At 51.7% G+C, this 19,682-nt stretch carries 17 protein-coding genes; all 17 read right to left on the reverse strand.

Annotated features, from left to right (window positions below; genetic code table 11):
- Positions 1-62 precede the first annotated feature (62 nt).
- The gene (locus BUA83_RS09310; protein WP_072935980.1) at positions 63-653 is read right to left on the reverse strand and encodes a GNAT family N-acetyltransferase; all 591 of its coding nucleotides are present in this window, start codon (positions 651-653) and stop codon (positions 63-65) included.
- Between the two features lie 79 nt (positions 654-732).
- Positions 733-1,266 carry a nitroreductase gene (locus BUA83_RS09315; RefSeq protein ID WP_072936070.1) on the reverse strand — a complete coding sequence of 178 codons (534 nt, stop codon included), beginning with the start codon at positions 1,264-1,266 and terminating at the stop codon, positions 733-735.
- A 119-nt stretch (positions 1,267-1,385) separates the two neighbouring features.
- Positions 1,386-3,188, reverse strand: a complete 1,803-nt coding sequence (gene hflX, locus BUA83_RS09320) for a GTPase HflX (RefSeq protein ID WP_072935981.1) — start codon at positions 3,186-3,188, stop codon at positions 1,386-1,388.
- Between the two features lie 17 nt (positions 3,189-3,205).
- On the reverse strand, positions 3,206-4,036 hold the full coding sequence (locus tag BUA83_RS09325; RefSeq protein WP_072935982.1) for a polysaccharide deacetylase family protein: 831 nt from the start codon (positions 4,034-4,036) through the stop codon (positions 3,206-3,208).
- A 92-nt stretch (positions 4,037-4,128) separates the two neighbouring features.
- Positions 4,129-5,853 carry a methyl-accepting chemotaxis protein gene (locus tag BUA83_RS09330; protein ID WP_234988311.1) on the reverse strand — a complete coding sequence of 575 codons (1,725 nt, stop codon included), beginning with the start codon at positions 5,851-5,853 and terminating at the stop codon, positions 4,129-4,131.
- A 233-nt stretch (positions 5,854-6,086) separates the two neighbouring features.
- Entirely contained in the window at positions 6,087-6,428 is a 342-nt protein-coding gene (locus tag BUA83_RS09335) for an STAS domain-containing protein (protein WP_072935983.1), read from the reverse strand.
- 21 nt (positions 6,429-6,449) lie between these two features.
- Positions 6,450-8,675 carry a SpoIIE family protein phosphatase gene (locus tag BUA83_RS09340; protein ID WP_072935984.1) on the reverse strand — a complete coding sequence of 742 codons (2,226 nt, stop codon included), beginning with the start codon at positions 8,673-8,675 and terminating at the stop codon, positions 6,450-6,452.
- 136 nt (positions 8,676-8,811) lie between these two features.
- Positions 8,812-9,111: a hypothetical protein gene (locus tag BUA83_RS09345; RefSeq protein ID WP_072935985.1), complete on the reverse strand. Its 300-nt coding sequence runs from the start codon at positions 9,109-9,111 to the stop codon at positions 8,812-8,814.
- Positions 9,112-9,198: 87 nt separating this feature from the next.
- Complete coding sequence (locus BUA83_RS09350; RefSeq protein WP_072935986.1) at positions 9,199-9,750, reverse strand: CFI-box-CTERM domain-containing protein; 552 nt, start codon at positions 9,748-9,750, stop codon at positions 9,199-9,201.
- A gap of 49 nt (positions 9,751-9,799) precedes the next feature.
- Positions 9,800-10,105 (reverse strand): bacteriocin, encoded by a 306-nt coding sequence (locus tag BUA83_RS09355; protein ID WP_072935987.1) that lies wholly within the window; start codon positions 10,103-10,105, stop codon positions 9,800-9,802.
- A gap of 109 nt (positions 10,106-10,214) precedes the next feature.
- Entirely contained in the window at positions 10,215-10,520 is a 306-nt protein-coding gene (locus tag BUA83_RS09360; protein WP_072935988.1) for a bacteriocin, read from the reverse strand.
- A gap of 16 nt (positions 10,521-10,536) precedes the next feature.
- On the reverse strand, positions 10,537-10,770 hold the full coding sequence (locus BUA83_RS09365) for a hypothetical protein (protein ID WP_072935989.1): 234 nt from the start codon (positions 10,768-10,770) through the stop codon (positions 10,537-10,539).
- Between the two features lie 91 nt (positions 10,771-10,861).
- Positions 10,862-12,484 (reverse strand): dicarboxylate/amino acid:cation symporter, encoded by a 1,623-nt coding sequence (locus BUA83_RS09370; RefSeq protein WP_159430505.1) that lies wholly within the window; start codon positions 12,482-12,484, stop codon positions 10,862-10,864.
- Between the two features lie 75 nt (positions 12,485-12,559).
- A complete protein-coding gene (locus tag BUA83_RS09375; protein WP_072935991.1) occupies positions 12,560-13,996 on the reverse strand; it encodes a TolC family protein in 1,437 nt (478 codons plus the stop codon).
- A complete protein-coding gene (locus tag BUA83_RS09380; protein WP_072935992.1) occupies positions 13,993-14,565 on the reverse strand; it encodes an RNA polymerase sigma factor in 573 nt (190 codons plus the stop codon). The genes BUA83_RS09375 and BUA83_RS09380 overlap by 4 nt, the downstream gene beginning before the upstream one ends.
- A gap of 204 nt (positions 14,566-14,769) precedes the next feature.
- A complete protein-coding gene (locus BUA83_RS09385; RefSeq protein ID WP_072935993.1) occupies positions 14,770-17,466 on the reverse strand; it encodes an NHLP bacteriocin export ABC transporter permease/ATPase subunit in 2,697 nt (898 codons plus the stop codon).
- Positions 17,463-19,679, reverse strand: coding sequence for an NHLP family bacteriocin export ABC transporter peptidase/permease/ATPase subunit (locus BUA83_RS09390; protein ID WP_200796046.1), 2,217 nt, complete (start codon positions 19,677-19,679; stop codon positions 17,463-17,465). The genes BUA83_RS09385 and BUA83_RS09390 overlap by 4 nt, the downstream gene beginning before the upstream one ends.
- Positions 19,680-19,682: the final 3 nt, after the last annotated feature.

The following is a 19,682-nucleotide window of genomic DNA, read 5'->3' on the forward strand; positions in this document are numbered from 1 at the left end:
TCTGCGGCATTTCAACGAGGCGGGAGATATGCTCACCGCCTGTTATTTGTCTTAACCCCCACTTACAGAAGTGGGGAACATCTTTGGGCCGAGTTATATGATTTTATAGCAGGAGGATTTGGGACATGCTCACCCAAAAGCTTCTCCATCCATATAAGGTCATACCATCGTCCGAATTTCGAACCGATATCCTTGAAGTGACCTACCTCCCGAAATCCCAGATGTGTATGAAATCCCACACTGTCCTTCGTAAGATACGGATCCTCCTGCCCTTCATGTGGCCACGCTATACATGCCTCGAGGCTTATAATCCCCATCTTTTTCAACGCCGCCTCCAAAGCTTCATACAAACGCCGTCCAAGCCCTGCCTTCCTCTTTTCACGGTCGATATAAACCGAGCTCTCCACAGCCCAGGCGCATGCTGCTCTTACGTGAAAGGGGGCAGCATAGGCATAGCCGATTATTTTGCCGCCCTCCTCCGCCACCAGATACGGATATTTTTCGCTGATGTTTATGATACGATGCTGAAAATCCTCCACAGATGGCACATCGTACTCAAAGGTAATAGCAGTATCCCTGATATATGGCGCGTATATTGCCAAAAGCGCCTCTGCATCCTCAGGTACTGCATCGCGAATAATTATTTCTGCCAAAAAACTCCCTCAAATCAAATTAATATTAGGAAAAAATACTGCCGAAGATGCAATTACGCTTCTCCGGCAGTTCCTGATTTTACTTCACATAGTATACACGTCCCGGCAGACGCGGAGCAGCCTGCGGCTTTGCACCGTCCTCAGGATATCCCAGAATGCAGTGGCCGATTCCTTCCCACTCGCCTTTTATTCCTATTTTTTTAAGAAGCTCCTTACCCCATTCGGACTCAAATTCTTCTCTTGCCCGGTTAATCCAGCAGCTTCCTATTCCCAGGGAATCTGCCGCCAGCATGAGATTCCCTATAACAAGGCTTCCATCGTATTTGTTGTTCGCCCAGTCCTTCGGCGCAAGAACAATAAGCACCACAGGCGCCCCGTAAAGCGGATCTACCTCGGGTGACCAGCCGCCTATTTCACAGTTCTTAACAGAAATTTCATCACGAAGCTCCTTGTTGGTAACGGCAACTATAATCGGCTTCTGCTCTCCGTGTCCGCTAGCCGCGTAAAGACCTGCATCTATGATTTCATCAATTATCTCCTGGGGTACCATATCCGGCTTGTACCTGCGGATGCTGCGGCGCGTCTTCAGCGCTTCAATAATAGTATTACTCATAACATAGCTCCCTTCTGCCTGCATCATCTGCAGACCGCAAATCAAAGGATTACTCTTCTTTAATCATAGCGGATATGCTACGAAATTACTATGATATTTTGATGAAAATATTTGAACCGCTATTTCTTTAACATATATTTTTCAAATCGGGCGATTTCAGCCTCAGGTATGCTTGCAGTAATTTTCGTCCCATCTTCGACATACTCCGTTTCCTTTACAGCATTCAGCGCGTGAAGCTCAGTGATTACGGCTCCATCACTGTATGGAACAAGCAGCTCCGCTTCTACAGACTGTGCCTTGAAAAAACATTCGATGCGGTTAAGAAGAATATCTATATTCGCTCCTGTAGCTGCCGAAACGCATACCGCATCGCGATACCGCGTAAGCCGCTCAAGATCATATTCATTTTCAACACAATCTGTCTTATTGAACACAAACAGCGTCGGCTTTTCGTCGGCACCAAGCTCCTTCAGCACCTCAATAACAGCTTCAATCTGCGGTTCTGCGTTGGAATTTCCTGCATCCACCACATGCAAAAGAAGATCTGCCTCCGTTACCTCCTCAAGAGTAGCCCGAAATGCAGTCACCAGCGTATGCGGAAGTTTTTGAATAAACCCGACAGTATCCGTCAAAAGGATTTCCTTTTTTTCTGGAAGCTCCAGCCGTCTTGTAGTCGGGTCAAGTGTTGCAAACAGCTTGTCCTCAGCAAATACATCTGCACCCGTAAGACGGTTCAAAAGAGTGGATTTGCCCGCATTTGTATAACCCACAAGCGCCACAAGAGGCATCCGCGATTTTTGACGGCGCGTGCGGTAGAGTGCCCGCGTCTTTTTCATGCCGTTAATCTGCTCTTCAATATCATGGATTCGCGTGTGAATACGCCGTCTGTCTACCTCAAGCTTTGTTTCTCCGGGGCCTCGGGTTCCTATTCCGCCTCCAAGACGTGAAAGCACAAGCCCCTGTCCGCCAAGGCGCGGAAGATTGTATTTCAGCTGAGCAAGCTCCACCTGCAGCCTTCCCTCGTGGGATCTGGCTCTTTGAGCAAAAATATCAAGGATAAGTGCCGTCCTGTCTATGACACGTATTCCAAGCATCCGTTCAAGATTATGCTGTTGGGAGGGGGTGAGCTCATCATCAAGGATTAAAAGGTCAGCATCGAGATTTTGTATCTCCATGGCGATTTCGTTAACCTTGCCCTTTCCAAGAAAGAGCGCCGAATCAGGTCTTTCTCTCCGCTGTGAGAACCTCCCCACAACCACAGCCCCCGCAGTTTCCGCAAGGCGCTCAAGCTCATCCATGGACTCCTCAATTCCCCATATGCCGCGCTGCATGCGTTCAACACCTGCAAGAACTGCACGCTCAGGGCGGTCATCCGTGGTCTGTGTCGTCTCCTCGCTCAATTTTTTATTGACAGCTGTAACCATCATCGAAAGATTGACCTGATGCAGCACCGTATCGGGAGCAGGCCCATAGACCAAAAGCCCGGGCGTCCCATCATCCTGTGTTTCTCCCGAAAATACTCCTATGCTGCCGAGAATCCTGCCGTCCCTTTTCCCGATGGCAGCCATGCAGTCAAAACGAAGCCGCCGAAGTGAAGACAAGTCAGGCTCACTCAGCCGCACATCACCCGTCGGATGCGTGTGTATGCAGCGAATTCCGGAAAGACGTTTATCTGAGCGTGTTTTCTGCTTCAGCTGCGGCAGGTCTACCGTTGCTGCATCGCCAAGGGCGACCTGAAGAATACGTCCCTGTCTGGATATATAGACAGCTACCTCACGCCCAAGCTGCTCAGTAATCTCCAGCATTCTCTCGTTCAGCTCACGCGTCGAAAGCTGACCTATCGGCACCGTAAGCTCGTACAGTGCCATCAGCTTTTCCTGTATATGGGTTTTGACGTTGACAAGATCGCCCTTTATGTCCATAAAGTCCTCATTTCATTTTACTCATTAATCCAGTAATACTGCTCCTTGAACATTCCTTCATCCATCTGCGCGTATTCCTGTACATATTTTTTGAAAAGATAATCATCATTCTCACAGAAGCTCAAGCCCATGTATATACGTGGAATAGACCAGCGCGTATCCTGCCCCATTGCTCCGCGGCGCTGTACGGAAAAAGCAGCCTTGTACCCTGCTTCACTTACCGCCCAGATAACCGACTCGTCATAATTTCCGCATGGATATGCAAGCGCATTACAATCCTGTCCCGTGACACGCCTCAGGAAACCCCTTGAACCCATAAATTCATGAAGATTTTCCCTGTATGTTCCCAGCCTGAGGTCTGACGGATGTGTCACAGAGTGGGAGCCGATGGAAACATACGGATTTTTTGAAATTTCCTTAAGCTCCTTGGCTGTGATATACGGATAACCGTTCAGTGCGGTATCAACTGCGTCGGTGATGATGAAAAAAACCGCCTTCATCTCACGCTTCGTGAGCGCAGGTACCGCATAATCATAAATTCCCTGATATCCGTCATCAAATGTAATCAGCACAGATTTTTCGGGGAATGCGCCCTTATCTATACATTCAATGTATTCATCTATGGAAAGCGTACGGTATCCATTTGATTTCAGCCAGTCAAGCTGCCGTTCAAATGCCTCAGGCGTCACATCAAAGCCGTTCAGAGGAACAGGCTTTAAATCATGATACATAAGCACAGGGGCATATGAGCTGTAAGGCAGTCCATGTTCGCATCGGCCCACGGACGGAAGCATCAGCGATACAGCCAAAACAAACATAAACATAAAACGAAACATACTCTTTTTCATAATTACATTATCTCCTTCCCATCTTCTTCATTCTACCACACAAAAACAGGCTATGGGGAAATTTCCCATAGCCTGCTTTAATTCGATCAGCTTTAGAAACGGAATTTGCTGAGAGAATTTTGCAAATCCTGAGCCAGCTTCGCCAGCGAATTGCTTGCATCAGCAATCTCACTTGCGGATGCGGACTGCTCCTCGGATGCAGCCGAGACATTTTCCATCTCGCCGGATACCTGCGTACCTTTTTCGAGGATATTAGCGGATTTCTCCTTAACATTTGCAGTCTGGTCTGCAACGGCACGAACCTCTGCCGTAATCGTGTCTGCCTGTTCGGAAACACCAAGAGCTGCAGCCTGAATCCTGTCAAAGGCTTCTTTAAGCTTGCTGACAGACTCTGTTCCTGCTTTTACGGCGCTGCTGCCTTCCTGCATGGACTGAACAGCCTCATTTGTATCAGACTGAATGCCTCCGATAAGATTTGTAATGCGCTGAGCAGCCTCCTGGGACTGCTCGGCAAGCTTTCTGACCTCTTCTGCAACAACGGAGAAGCCTCTGCCGTTTTCACCTGCACGGGCAGCCTCAATCGCGGCGTTAAGCGCAAGGAGATTTGTCTGCTCGGCAATTTCTGAAATGTCACTGACAATCTGACCGATTTCCTGAGAGCTCTTGCCAAGCTTATCTACCGTCGCGGCAGAACTCTGCACGATTGTTTCAACGCTCATAATCTGCTCGACAGCCTGCTGGATAGCCTTGCTTCCTGCCTCAGCCTCATCCTTGGACTCGGATGCATGCTGGGATACAGTCTCAGCTGTCTGATTCAGACGCTCAACAGACTCTGCAGTATTATTGATGGATTCCATTGCATCATTGACGTAGGTCTGCTGCTCAGCGGTAGCACCTGCCGCATCGGTAACGGAATTTGCAACCATGCTGGATGCCTGCGCTGCCTGCTGAGAGCTTGCTGTAAGCTCCTCAGATGCGGCCGCCAGCTGCTCAGCCGACGCATTGGTGTCTCTCATGAGCCTGTTCAAGGATTTACGTACATCCGCAACCATATTTGCGAGAGCGCCGAATTCATCATCGCGCTGAATAGTGCGCTGAGTAATGATAAAATCACCGTCACGCAGCTTCACAAGCGCGTTTGTCATAAGCTCCAGTGGAGTTGTAATTTTTTTGGTAATAATGAGAACAGCAACAACTGAAATAGCGAGAACAACAATAAGCTCAACAACCATGAACCGGATTGTGCGCTCAGTATCAGCATCATTCTGTTCGTTCAGCTGTTTTGCAATATCCGCCTGCAGCTGTGTGAGCTGGGCCAGCTCCTTGCCGATTGCAGAAGCGCGGCTTGCTCCGTTCTTGGTATAGTACTCTCCGGCAGACTGTGACTGCCCTGCTGCAACGTATTCAAGCGTCCTTTCTAGAATTGGCTTGAGTTCATTATAATCCTTCTTGATTTTTTCCAGCAGTGCAACAGCATCCGCATTCTTTCCCGGGATTTCATCCAGCTTCTTTATGCTGGCTTCCACGGCTTTCAGGCTTTCCTGAAGGCTGTTTGTAAGCTTTTTCACACGTGCCGGATCATTTGCCGAAACAATTGCCGAAGCCGCCATAGCCTGCGCACGGCGCATATCTCCGTTTGCAGCTCCAATATACACCAGTGTCTGAACCGACGAAGCATACATCGTCTCCATATCCGCCTGAGCTTTCTTGATGGCAAAATAGCCCGAGCCTCCGATAATCATCATGCCGACAACCGTGACCACGGCTAAAATCGCCAGCTTGTAGGCAACACGTATATCATCCAACCATTTCATCATAAAATACCCCCTAACGTTTCATCTATTTACATCTACATAATAACATATATCGTATTAATTGTATTCTACACAGCTATAAAAATTCCTTCTAGCAGTTATTACAATTTTATTACAATTTAATAAAAAATTTTTACAAAAAAGGGGAACCATCGCCTATATACAGAGCCCCCATAAGTTAGACCTTTGGGCTAACTTACGGGGGCCTTTCATCATCCATCCTTCGCTGTTTCTCCTTAGTACAGCGGCAATTCATCAACTGTAGCATAAACTGTGGCAAACATATCCATACGGGACTCGGCCAGTACAACCTTCACCATTCCGGACGGCGCCACAAGCGCGAACTCCTTGCCTTCGGTCTTTGCCTGCTTCGTCAGCCTCAGCAGCACACGAATCCCCGCGCTGGAAAGATATTCAAGCCCGCTCATATCGACAGCGAACCTCTGTGCCGCCGGGAAAACCTGATCTGCCCGTTCTCCCGCCTCCTGTGCCGTCATCCTGTCCAGCCGCCCACGAACAGCCCAAAGGGTCCACCCGTTTTTCTCGCTTGTCTGAAATGTAATCGTTTCTTCAGCCATTTGTGTTTCCTCCAAAATATATCATGGACCTTTGTACGCCAGTCCCAGCATCGTAATGTCATCGGAAGGCTCTGTACCATCCGCGTGTTCTTCCACCGCACCGCGCACCGCCGTGAGGATTTCTTCTACCGTGCCTGCTTCCGACAACTGAGATATTTTTTCCTGCAGCCTCGATTCTCCGAACATGTCCAGCTCTCCGTTCATAGCCTCAGTCACACCGTCGGTGTAAAGGAAAAGCAAATCACCCGGGGAAAGTATCAGACGCTCCGCGGGAAATTCCATTCCTTCCATCACGCCGAGCATCGGCCCCTTTGCCACCGGCATAAATGCAAAGCTTCCGTTTCGCCGCACCAATGGAGGTTTGTGCCCCGCGTTCACATAGACAAATTCTCCCGTTTCGACGTCCAGTACACCTGTAAACACCGTCACGAACATCCCCTCCTCGTTGGCCTCCACGAGGCGGTCGTTGGTTCGGGCCACGACCTCCGACAGCCATGGATGGCTTAGTGTCAGCGGGGCGGCAGGACGTCGCTGCTTCCCGTTGACCGACAGTTTGTCTCCCGTGCCGTAGGTAAGCGCACAGTCCTTGAGAAGCGTCTTCACTGCCACCATGAAAAGCGCGGCAGGCACGCCTTTGTCCGAAACGTCCGCCACCGTGACCATCAAATGTTTCTCATCAAGGAAATAAAAATCGTAAAAGTCACCGCCGACCACCTTCGCCGGCTCCATAGACGCGAAAAGGTCAAACTCGCTCCGCGTGGGGAATTTTTTAGGCAGGATGCTCGCCTGTATGCGTGCCGCCACCGAAAGCTCCGTCTCGATGCGCTCGTTCTCCGCCGTCGTTTTTGCGAGATTTTCGATATACGATTTCAGCTCGTCCGTCATCTGATTGAAGCTGTCTGCCAATGTTTCGATCTCGTCGCCGGTCTTGACGTCAAGCTTCTTGTCGAGGTTACCGCCCGAAATTTCGCGCACCCCCGCCGTCAGAGCAAGGATAGGACGTACGAAGCGGTCCGAGACCTTTCGGCTCGCGAAAAAGAGCGCCGCCAAAAGCACCAGAAGCAGAACCGCCGTCCGCAAGAGGTTATCCCAGAAAAAGGAACGCAGTGACGCGGAATAAGTCTCCGCCTGTGTCAAAAGGTACGATTTAGCGTCCCGCGCCGGCTGCACTACGACGTCACGCTCAATCAAAGTGCCAAAGCTCCAGCCGACGTCTGGAATCGGCGCGTAAGCAAGATAATATTCCCTGCCTCCCATCGTGATCCGCGCCACGTCGGACAGTCCCCGGGTCATGCACGCCGCTTCCAGCGCAAGGGACATCTCTCCGTACTTTTGAAAATCCTTCGGCGTCGCTGAAGCGGCCAACGGTCCTTCCTTTTCCGAGGAAAGAATGACCTCTCCCTTCTCGTTCAAGATAAAGTTAACGCCCCTGTCCCCGATTGTATTAATCGAGATTTGCCGATACAATGTGGCGATATTATTGGAAATACCGGCCACACCCGCAAAACCGTTTTCGTCGTAATAGGGCGCGACGCAGGAAATACAGGGATACCCCTCCACCCCGACATAAACGCCTGTGAACACAGCCTTCCCGGTCGCCTTGACTTCCTGATACCATGGGCGTTCTCTCGGATCGAAGGCAGGCGAGTACCAAGTATCAAAAAACTCTACAAAATCCTTCCCCTCCGCCATAACGTCCGCGCTGATGATATATCCGCGCTCAGAGGCATAAAAGCAAGTCATCTCGTACCCGTCGTCATAACTCTGCGTCCAAAGCGCCAAATTGTCCGCCGCGTTGGCCGCAATCCGCGCTTCGGACAAGACGTCATCGATCCCACCGCTTTCGCGAAGCGCAGGGATGAAAAAAAGATATGGTTCCTTGGACCTTACGGGAACTTCGCCACCAAACGGCAGCTCACGCGGCAGGTAAAGCTCCTTATGTGTCAAAATCTGCGTCATCGTCTTGGCAAGAAGATTCGCATCCTCTCGAAGTCGGCCTATCTCGTTATTGACGCCGCGCGCCTTTTCTTCCGCCATGAGGGCGAACCGCTTTTTCGCCTGCTCGTCAGTAGTTTCCTCTGCAAAGGCCGCGGCGGAATTTCCCATTTCCCGGCCGTTCTCGAGAGCGTATTCCTGCGCGCCATACAGGCCTATGAAGGAAACTGCCTCAAAGGCAGCAAAACACGCAAGCCCTGTAAAAAACAGCAGCAGGAAAATCCGCCGCTCAATGCTCATCCTGCCGGTCAAATGAACGCCCCCCTTCTTCGCAATATTGCTTCGACAACCAAAAGACACTAAACATGCCTTCTCCCCGCAGGTAAAGCATGTTTAGTGATATTTATTGAACGAATCAGTAGAATCCCGATGATTTTTATTAGTTTCCTTAAAGGTGCTGGAACCTGCAGCCTTTATATACCCTGTCCAGATTAACCTTGAGCTCGCCCAGCTTATCCGCCCGGATTCCCCCAAAGAAGTGGGTATGAACGCCTCTCTCGATTCCCAGGCTCATGAGAGATTTCCCCGCCATAATCCCTTTGACCTGTTCGGGGGTCAATCTGTCGTTGGCGCTGACGACGTTGTATTTTCCGTCCTTGCGCTTCACAAAGTACGCGTACCCGACGCCGCCCGCCACGTTATCCAGTTCCATGTCGGTCATCACTTTATCTAACAATTCGTCCGTCATCGTCTTCTCCTCCCTTCATTTCCCGAGCCGCCTTTCTTTCTGTGAAAAAGCCCGCGTTTTGCGGGCTTTTTTGTTACATAGCCGCACTTACGCCGCCGCGCTCACCAGTCCTTCAGCGTAACGCACCATTGCGATATAGAGCCGCTTGCATTCCTCATTTCTGCCCTCGGCAATCAGTGCGAGACAGGGGCGGATATAACGGCTGAGAAGCTCTTCGCAAAGCTCGCTGTAGTTCGGAGATTCCTTCATTGCGCGGACAATGCCGGGAGCAATCTCGTAGTATTCATCGATCAGCTCCTTGCCGCCCGGCTGCTTCGCCAGCCACTCGTCACGATAGGCCCGCAGCGTCGTCAGCTCCTCGCAGTCATCCGCCTTGCCCAGATATTCGCAGACTGCCGTGGTGAGGAAACAGCCCTTATGCTTTCCGCCGGGTTTCATAACTTTGTGGCCTCCTGCCACAGCGTCCAGCTCCTCACCGGTGAGCTTACCCTTCTCCTGATTTGCCAGATACGCCTCCGCCTCTTCTACGGTCAGTTCGACGCCGTTCTCCTTCGCGAGGGCTGCGAGTTCCTCTGCCGTCTTGCAAGCCGAAGCCTTTTCCAGCATTTCCTTCGTAATCTCTTTGTCTCCGATTTTCATGATGTTTTCCTCCTTCTTGAATTCAAGATTATTCAAGATGAACTCACTACTACTTTATGTCGTGCACAATCACTTCGTAGCCGCGTTTTTCCCATCGCTCCTTCAATTTGTCGATATACTGCGGATTCACGTGATGCCAGACCTTATAGCCCTTGCTGTTTTTCATGAGCTGGTCCACATATTGGAAATTTCCCTGTTTGGTGAACTTAATGAGCTCGTCCATATCTCCCTGATAATCCCCGCCGATCGCGAAATTCGGCCAGACATTCCGGAACAGGACGACTACCTTTTTGCCTCCCACCACATTCTCCAGTTCATCGTCCGTCATCTGCTTGTTCATCAATTCGTTTGCCATTTTCGTTACCTCCTTTTTGAATTACATCATTGTTTCTCTTTTTCCTTTCATCTGTATATGTGCTTGAGCCGAAAAATCCTGACAGGTTTTTGAAAATGCAGTGATTCTTTTATTTCCCATACTTTTTATGAAGCATATCCATGATTTCTGCATGAGAATATTTCTTATTCCTGTCATAGTAGCTGTTTTTTGAATCTTCGCTGTTATCTTGAATATTCAAGGCAACGCTGATGTTCAGATCACGATTCACCAGAATACACGCCTGCCTCGCTGCAGCCTCCAAGTTGCTCGGCATCTTAACCCCTTTAGACTTGTAGAATTTGATAAGCTCATAGGTTTCTATTCTCGTCCCGCCGGTCACCTGCGCCAGCTCATCCTCATTCATCGTTTTTGCCATGATTTCTTCATTTGCCATTTTGCCTGCCTCCCTCTTATCGTTTATTTTTATCCTTTGATTTTTCCGTCACAATCGGATTACCTGCCGCTGCCACCATGTCCAGTGCCTCGTCGTCCAGCTGCCGCGTCCAGAGGCTTCCGCTTCCCTCCGCGATACTCCCCTGTGAACGTCGCATGGAGAGGAGCTTGTGCAGCAACGGGACGCGCACCGGGCTAAGAAGGGAAAAATCAAATTCCCCGAGCTTCCGTTCCAGTTCTTTACCATCCATCTGCGCCGCCCTCCTTTCTTTTCCTTTCACCTGTATATATGCGTCAGCTGAAAAATCCTGACAGGATTTTGAAAAAATATTGAAAAAAATATTACAACCGATTCCGTGGCGCGTCTCCGTTTTCCTTCGTACGTGCCAAAAGGAGCGTGCTTGTGATATTTGAGGTCACGTTGCCGACCGTGTTAATCATGCTCACGATTGGATCAATACACAGAAATAACATAACCGCTCCCATCGGTATGCCTACGGCAGCAAAAACCGTAGAAAGACCGATAAGCACCGCCCCCGGACATCCAGGCAGCGTAAAGGAAACGATGAACAGTGATATGAACATAGAAAGCATGGTGTCCGTATCCAACGCAATGCCGCAGGTCCGGGCCATCAATACCGTGACGATGGCGATATAAAATCCTGTGCTGTTCATGTTGAGCTGTATGCCCACGGGCAGCGCGAACATGGAAAGCTTTCGGTCGACACCGAATTTTTCCGCGCAAAAGGAGATAGTCTGCGGCAGGCAGGCATTGGAGCTGTTCAACGCAAAGGGAACGGGGGCAAAGCACGCGAGCTGCTTTAGAAAATGTCCGGGAGCCATACCCCCGAAGGCCGCAGCGAAAGCCGCGCAGACAAGAAACACAAGTCCGAGTCCGATAACGTCGCCAATCAGGACTTTCCCCAAGGGGAGCAATGCCTCAAGCCCGGTGGACAGCATCAGATGCGCCATAGACGCAAAGACAAGCAGCGGAATGAACTGCACTACGACGTCAATCATGTCCATGCACAGGCGATTCAAAAACTCTATGGCCTCCTTTACCGGCATTGCCCGATCGCCAGCCCGGTTAATCATCACCCCGACAAAGCAGGCAAGAAAAAGTACCTGAAGGATACTTCCTCCCAAAAAAGGCTTCATAAGACTGTTGGGAATAATACCTACAATCATGTCCCTCAAAGAAAATTCCGCCGCTTTGCCCCCCTCCGGGATTGTCGCAAGAAGCTCAGGCGATGCGTCCGGAAACAAAAGAACACCGGCCGTTATGCCAATGAGGGCAGTGACAAGAAGCTTTGTGAGAGAAACGGCAACGAGTTTTCCGCCGAGCCGCCCCACGTCCTCCGCATCTGAAATTCCGGTGATGCCTGACAGCACAGCAAAAAACACCATCGGCGCCACCATCATCAGAAGGGCATTCATGAACATCTCCTGAACTGAATCAAGAATCATATGATCAATCCATCGAAGCGGGACCTCTCCGAGAAAGGCCTTCATCAGAAGCCCTGAAGCAACCCCCAATACAAGAGCCGCGACAACCTTTCCCGTCTGCTTGCCGTCAGCTTCATGCACTTTGACTGAGATGACGTTCTCACCGTTTTTACGGCTATAGCCAATCCTGTTCTTATACGACAGCAGGATGGCAAGGCCGTATGAGTCTACCCCGTCGTGTTCCAATATCTCATTAGTTCCTGACAACGGATTGTACGCTTCCCCCTTTGCCGACAGGCGGAAGGATATATCTCCCCACCGCTGCCGCACAACTAGCAGTGCGGAAAAATCTTCGGTCGGGGAAAAAGCCGCTTCCATCCGTGAAAAACATTCTTCAAAAAGAAGCTGCGCCGTTCGTTGCTCTTCTTCCGTTGCTTTCGTCTTTGCCAGTTCCGCATCCAGCCACGCCACAGCCTCACTGAAATTTAGTCCGGATACCCGGAATGTGTTGCTTTTCAAAAACATCACCCTTGCTCAGTTTTTTGGTACAGGGTTGAAAATCCTGCACCCTGCTGCAATTTTTGTCCTCCGCCTTTACTTTTTGTCTCCAGTTTTTTCCATGTCCGCCGAAACGGCAGGATGAAGCGAAGCTTCGTCGAAGGCCCTCGGTTCTGACTTTCCTTCATCTCTTGCGGCTACATAACGCGGCACATCAATGTCCACAGGGACGCCCATAGCCTTTGCAAGCGCCGCTTTGTTCAGATTGTACTCGTAAAGCGCCGTATAATAATTTGTGCGGGCCTGGGTTAACTTTTCCTGCGCATCCGTCACTGCAAGCAGAATATCAACGCCCTCCTCATAGCGGACCTTAGCAATCTCATAACGATTCTCGGCATACTTAATCGCTTCAGCTGTAGTTTGTATATTGGCTTCCGCCGCCTTCATCCGAATATAGGCGCTCTCTGTCTGCAGCCTGACGTTCCGCAGCAAAAGCTCCGCTTCAGCCTGCGCACGCTCAGCTGTATACTTTGCCGCGTTGACGTTAGCCGCAGTCACCATATTGTCAAAAACATTCCACGAAAGAGTAACTCCCGCTTCCCACGCTTCGCTTCGCTCATGGCGAAAAGCTTTTTCATCGGCAATGCTTTTTGAGGCGACGGCGGAGAGGGTAGGCCGATAGCCTGACTTCGCCGCTTGCTTCTGCGCCTCCGCAGATTTCACCGTATATTGCGCCGCCGCCGCATCCGGGCGGTTTTCCAACGCATAGTCCAAACACTCGGAAAGCTCCAAACCAAACGGTTCATAGGAAAAGCTGTCCGTCGTCTCAAACTCCGTATCTGCTGGCAGCCCGATGCAGGCAAGCAAAGATTTCTTCGCGACGGAGAGAGTTCCCTCCGCGCTTACCAGGCTCTGCTGATAGTTCGCGAGCTGCACCTGCATCTGGAGCACATCTGACTTTGCCACCGCACCTTCACTAAACTGCGCTTCAATCAGGGCAAGCTGCGTACCTGACATCCGTACCGCGCTTTCGGCTACCTGCACAAGATTTTTCCGCTGCAGCACGTTGTAATAGGCTTCGGTAGTTTGATATTTCACAGTCTGCTTTGTGTTTTCCAGCGTAAGGTCAGCGGAAGAAAGACCGTGATGGCGCGCCTCGATATTGTTCTCTACGCGTCCCCCCGTGTAGAGCGGAAACTCGGCAGAAACGCTATTCGTAAATCTGTGCTCATATGGGTCGTCACTTAATCCAATCCTGTACCGCTGCCGATACCCTTCATAGTCCGAACCCCCGATACGATTTGCACCGGAACGCCAATTGATATTGAAGCCGGAGGCACGGCGGGCAGCGGAAAGCTGCCATTTCGCCGTTTGCTTTCCTGCCTCAGCAGCCGCAATGCTCTCGTCACTTTCGAGGGCCATCTCGACACTCTCAGACAGGGAAAGCGGTATCGCGGCCTCGCAGAATGCGCAGCTCGTCGCGAAAAACATCGCCGCCGCAAGGCGTCCCGCCTGTTTCATCAGTATCCTCATTGATTTTCCTCCAAATATTTTTTCAGCATCTTCCTACTCCGTGAAAGGGATGCCCATACGGCCTCCGCCGTCATACCGAGCTCTTTCGCTATTTCTTCCGCCGACATATCCAGCCAATAGGTCATAGTGAGGATCTTTTGCTCCCTCTCCGAAAGCTTTTGCAGCGCACCGTGAAGCTCTTTTTCCTGCTCCCGTTTTACAATCCGCGTCTCGGGGCTTTCCTTTTCCGGCGCCGGCGGGTCGAACCCCTCATCCCATGACTTATCCAACGAGCTTCGATTCCCCCGTAATATCATGCGAAACTCATTGACTGCAATCCGGAACAGCCACGTAGAAAAAGCTCCCCTGCGCTCGTCGTATTCGGCAAGATGGACGTACATATTGAGGAACGTGCGGCTGATTGACTCGTCAGCCATTTCCACATTCCGACATTTCGACAGCAGGAATTTATAGACCACCGGAAAAAATTCATTGTAAAGCTCCACGAACGCGCCTTCGTCCGCGACGGCGAGAGCCGCAGTTTTATTCCAATATAAGCGTCGTTCTTCAATTGAAGGTTGTTGTATCATAATGGATTCCCTTAAAAATTGTTTAGTACTCCCTCCGGCACTTCGTGCCAAGCGACATGCCACCGGCATGTCGCTCCTCAAAGAGGGAGGCTTAACCACGAGTCTATCTGTTCAGCCTGCCACCTCCCTCAAGGAGAGAGGCTTAACCAAAGTCCCTCTCTTTGAGGAGGATGTCAGCACAGCTGACAGGGGGAGTCTTCCAAATTACGCGACTTGCCGTTTCACAAGCTCGGCGAAAATGCCACCCTTTTTCATCAGCTCGTCAAAGCCGCCCACCTCTGCAACGCGCCCTTCATCCAACACAATCACGCGGTCGCACCCACGTATCGTTGAAAGACGATGGGCAATAACAATTCGCGTGGCTTTCAGTCGGTCGAGACTCTCGGTGACTATAGCCTGAGAGCGGTTGTCAAGGGCGCTGGTCGCTTCGTCGAAAATCAGGATTGCCGGTTTCCCCACGAGGGCGCGGGCAATCAGGAGGCGCTGCCGCTGACCGCCTGAAATATTAGAGCTGCCTTCGCTGATGACGGTCTGCATTCCCATGGGCATTTCCGAGATGTCCTGGGCAATGCCCGCCGCTTCCGCAGCCTCCCAGGCATCGTCCTGCGTGAGCAGTCGCGTGCCTACAATATTGGTATAAATGTCGCCTGTCATCAGCTGACCATTTTGCAGCACCACGCCCATCTGCGTGCGAACCGAAGGCAGAGAAAGCTCCGAAAGATCCTGTCCGTCGTAATGAACCGACCCCTTCGTCGGCTTTTCGAATCCCAATAGACAGCGAACCAACGTGGATTTCCCGCAGCCGGATTTTCCGACAATTGCGACATTCTCCCCGGCACGGACGCGAAAACTAACGTCGTGCAACACCTCTTCGCCGCCCTCATAGGCGAAGGAAAGGTGGCGGACCTCCATCGCGCCTGTCAGCGTCTCGGCATCCGCCTTGTCTCCGGCGCTCTCCGGTACTTCCTGCAAAATCGGGCGCAAATTTTCAAGCTGTGGCTGGATGCCAAAGAAGGTTCCGATGAAGCCCATGACCTGCCCCAGCGTCCCGTTGAAGGACGAATACGCCGCGCTGAACGCCATGAATTGCGCATAGCTGATTCCCTGCTGCACGGCTTTTCCGCCGGTGCCTGCATCGCCGTTGCCGTTTACCGCGATATAGTAAAGCAGCATCGTCAGGATAAAGGGCTGGATGCTCGAAATAATCGATGTATAGTTGTTCTGCCAACGGAGCTTGAGTTCCCAGTTCCACTGATTACCGAAATCACGGCTCCACAAGTGGTATGCATGTTCCTCGGCACCCTGTACGCGGAACTTCGCCAATCCGGCGAAAATCTGCTGCACCGTTCCTGCCGTCTTGTTACTTGCCTCAATAATCTTTCGCTGAAATTCCAGTACCCGGCGAAAAACAAAAAAAACGAACAGGGAATAAACTATCCAGACTCCTATCGCTGCAGCCGTCAGCTTCAAGCTGTAGTAGCACATCAGGAAAATGCTCCAAAAGGAAAAAATGAAGCTGAATACGGTTCCGACAAAGTTGCCGGAAACGAGTCCCTTGACAGCGCCGAGGCCGCCCATGCGTCCTGCCAGCTCGCCCACAGTGTAACGGCGAAAGAAATTGGGTGGAAGCGATAAAAGCCGCCCCCAAAGTGCTGACTCAGAGGTGATTTCGATTTTCGTCGCAATACGCATGATTGCAATAGAACGCACTATAGACAGTGCCGCTGTCGTAAAGCTTGTAACCATCAGCGCCTGCGTGACGGTGGCAAGTCCCTGTCTGTCGAGGATGGGAATGATATCCTGGAAAATCGTCTCGGTGATGATGGGCGTAGCCAGCGGAATCAATCCCGCAACTAAACTCGTAATGATAATTGTGCGGTAATCGGCTTTCCAGCACTGCCTGAACATGAATTTCAGGAGATCCATGACCTTCAGTGCCCTTGCCGGAAATCCTGCGTAGCAGGCAAACGCGTCCTTCGCGATTTGCTCAGCCGTCTCGTCGTCGATGGGAATCCCCTGAGGATGTCCGGGCGTCACCGCCCGATAATGCTCCGGCGAACTCGGAAGCAGCGCGGCTAGTTGCTTTTCTTCTCCCCAATAACCAATCATGATGCCGATATCCTGCTTGTGCCACCCATCCGGAAGCGACACAAGACGAAGCTGCATATTCCCTTTTTGCGTGAGGCGGCGCAGTATCCCCACCTGATCAAGCCGAGCCGCCGTATCGGCGGAAAGTCTGATATTTTCTACAGGCATTCCCATAGCCTTTGCGACTTCAGTGACGACAAACACCGCCTCACCAACAACCTCTCCGCCATCCCCGAAGCTCTCATACGGAAGCGGCTCCTCGCCCAAAAGATTCCGAATGGAATTTTCGACGAGCATCCTTTTGCCCCAGGCGCGAAGCTTTATGCGGCGAGAGAGGCGTTTGTCCTCAGAACCGAACTGCATTCCGAGGAACATCGCGAAAATCTGCTCGTTCTCGGTAAACTCCGTCATCAACGCATCGCTTTCGACGGCACCCTCCAGTACCGTATCATCCCGCCACGACCGGAGAATATCGTCACCCTTGTCCGCCATGAGACGCAGCCACGGAATCTCCCCGAGATTCTTGAACCACGTTTTCATCAGCGGTTTCAAAGTTTCTGGCGTCAGGCCGTCAAAAGGAATTTCCTCCAGCTCGATATCGGAGGCAGCCGAAACCACCACCTCAATCTCGCCAAACTCGTCCAAAGCCGGAAACGCCGCGTCGCCCTCACCCAGAGTCATCAGGTAAAACTGGCGGAAGGAAGCGTCACCCGTTGTCACGGCATAGACTTCTGCACTGCCGGAAACGATTTTAGCGAATTTATTTTCTTCCGTTAATTCGAATCGTTCCCCGACGTTCATCTTCACTTTCATTCCTCCGCCTCCCGTTCCTCAATCAAATGCCGGTAAGGCCCGTCATGCTGCATCATTTCCCTATGGGTCCCCCGTTCCACCACATTGCCACGCTCCAGTACGATAATCTCGTCGCAGTCACGGATGGTGGAAAGACGATGGGCGACAATCAGGCAGGAGCATCCACGATGCCTTATATTTTCCAGCACGGCCTTTTCCGTAATCGGGTCGAGAGCACTGGTAGCTTCATCCAGCACAAGAAGCGACGGGTTCACCGCAAGCGCGCGGGCAATCTCCAGCCGCTGCCGTTGGCCTCCTGAGAAATTCAGCCCGCCCTCGGCGACATTCGCTTCATATCCGCCCTCCAGCTTCATGATATCCTCGTGAATACAGGCATCCTCCGCCGCCTGTACGATGTCACTCCGTGACACCGAAGCGTCAAACAGCGCGATATTTTCCGCAACTGTACCCGTAATCAGAAAAATATCCTGATCCACTGCCGCCACGGAATTCAAAATCACGCTTCGGGGGAGCTTTTCCCTGGGCACGCCGTCAAAGGCCACCGTGCCGCCCCACTCCATGTACAACCCTGTGATGATTTTCGCCAGTGTCGACTTGCCGCTGCCGGATGCCCCCACCACAGCCACCCATCCGCCGGGGCGAAGGTGCATATTGAACCCCGCCAATAACGGTTTTTCCAAAGGACTGTACCCGAAGCTCACATCCGAAAGTGTCAATTCCCCGGACAGCCTCTCCCGCGGAAATGTCCGCTGTGCATCGTCTTCCGGAAAGTTCAGTTCATCTACCTTATAGCGGCGCACATCGTTCAGCCGCTGCATCTGCATTTCCGTCGTCTGGAGCGCCGAGCCAAGCCCAACCAGCGTGTTCACCGGAGCCTGGAAGCTTCCCATCAGATTCTGGAACGCCATGAACATACCGGCAGTCATCGCACCGTCCATGATTGAGAATCCTCCGAAGGTCATTATCAGCGCTCCGTTGATACCGCCGAGGAGCGTCGGCAGAAGCGTCACCGATAACTGCCACATGGCCGTTTCCTGCGAAGCGGTCAGAACCTTCGTCTGGTAGCCCGCCCATTTTGTGAAGAAATCCGCCTCGTCGCCGTTGGCCTTGATGGTCTCAATCATGCGAAGACCGTTCATCGCAACGCCGTAGGCCTTGCCCGCGTCCTGCTGAATACGCATATTGAGATCGGTCAGATGACGGCGCATGGCGAAGAAAAGAATAATCCCCACCGAGCTGAAGGCTATGCCGATGAGAGTCAGCGTCACGTTGTACTGCAACAGCAAAAGCAGATAGAAAACCGCAACAACGAGATCCAGCGCCGCCGTCGCCGCGGGGCCGGACAAGACACCCGCAATCGCTTCGTTGAATCCCACACGTCCGGCAACCTCCGCAGCGTACCGCTGATGAAAGAACTGCATCGGCAGCCGCAGAAGGTGCCAAAAATATCCGGAAGAATCTGCCAGCGTCAGCTTCCTCTGCCACGCAGTTAATACCACGGCACGTAGAAAAGAAATCGCGCCCGTAACGATGAAAGAAACCGTCATGGCAAGACAGAAATTGAACATCCAGTCAGGATGCTTGCGCGTCAAAATGTCATCCATGAAAATCTGGCTCATGACCGGGGCCGCAAGACCCGGGATAATCGCGCAAAGCTCCAGAATCAGGATGAAAACCATTGCCCATTTGTCCGCTTTGAGCTTGTTCCAGATGTCGCCATACACGCTATATCGTTTTCCCTCTTTGACGAATCCTTCTCCGGGCTCAACCTTGAGGGCAACACCCGTATAAGAGGTGCGAAACTCCTCCCACGGCACGGTGCGCCGCCCCATGCCCGGGTCGTTCAGATACGCGATGCCGTCAACAACACCCTCCAGGACGACGAAATGATTAAATTCCCAATGAATAATCAATGGAAAGGGATTCTTCGGCACCAGCTCCAAAATATCGCCTGCCGTCCAACGGTAGCCGTCGGCTTTGCAATGGCGCGCCCTCGCCGCGCGGAGTACGCAGCTCGCTTTCGAGCCATCGCGGTTCACGCCGCATTCCTGCCGAAGCATTTCCAGCGGAATCCAAAGACCGTAATGAGCGAGCACCATGCCAAGAGCCGCCGCGCCACATTCCGTGGCCTCCATCTGAAGCACCGTCGGCACTTTTACCCGCGATCCGTCACCGTGGGAGAACATCCCCGAAATTTTATCCATTACGCTCATAGA

This window comes from Schwartzia succinivorans DSM 10502 (genome assembly GCF_900129225.1).
Lineage (GTDB): Bacteria > Bacillota > Negativicutes > Selenomonadales > Selenomonadaceae > Schwartzia > Schwartzia succinivorans.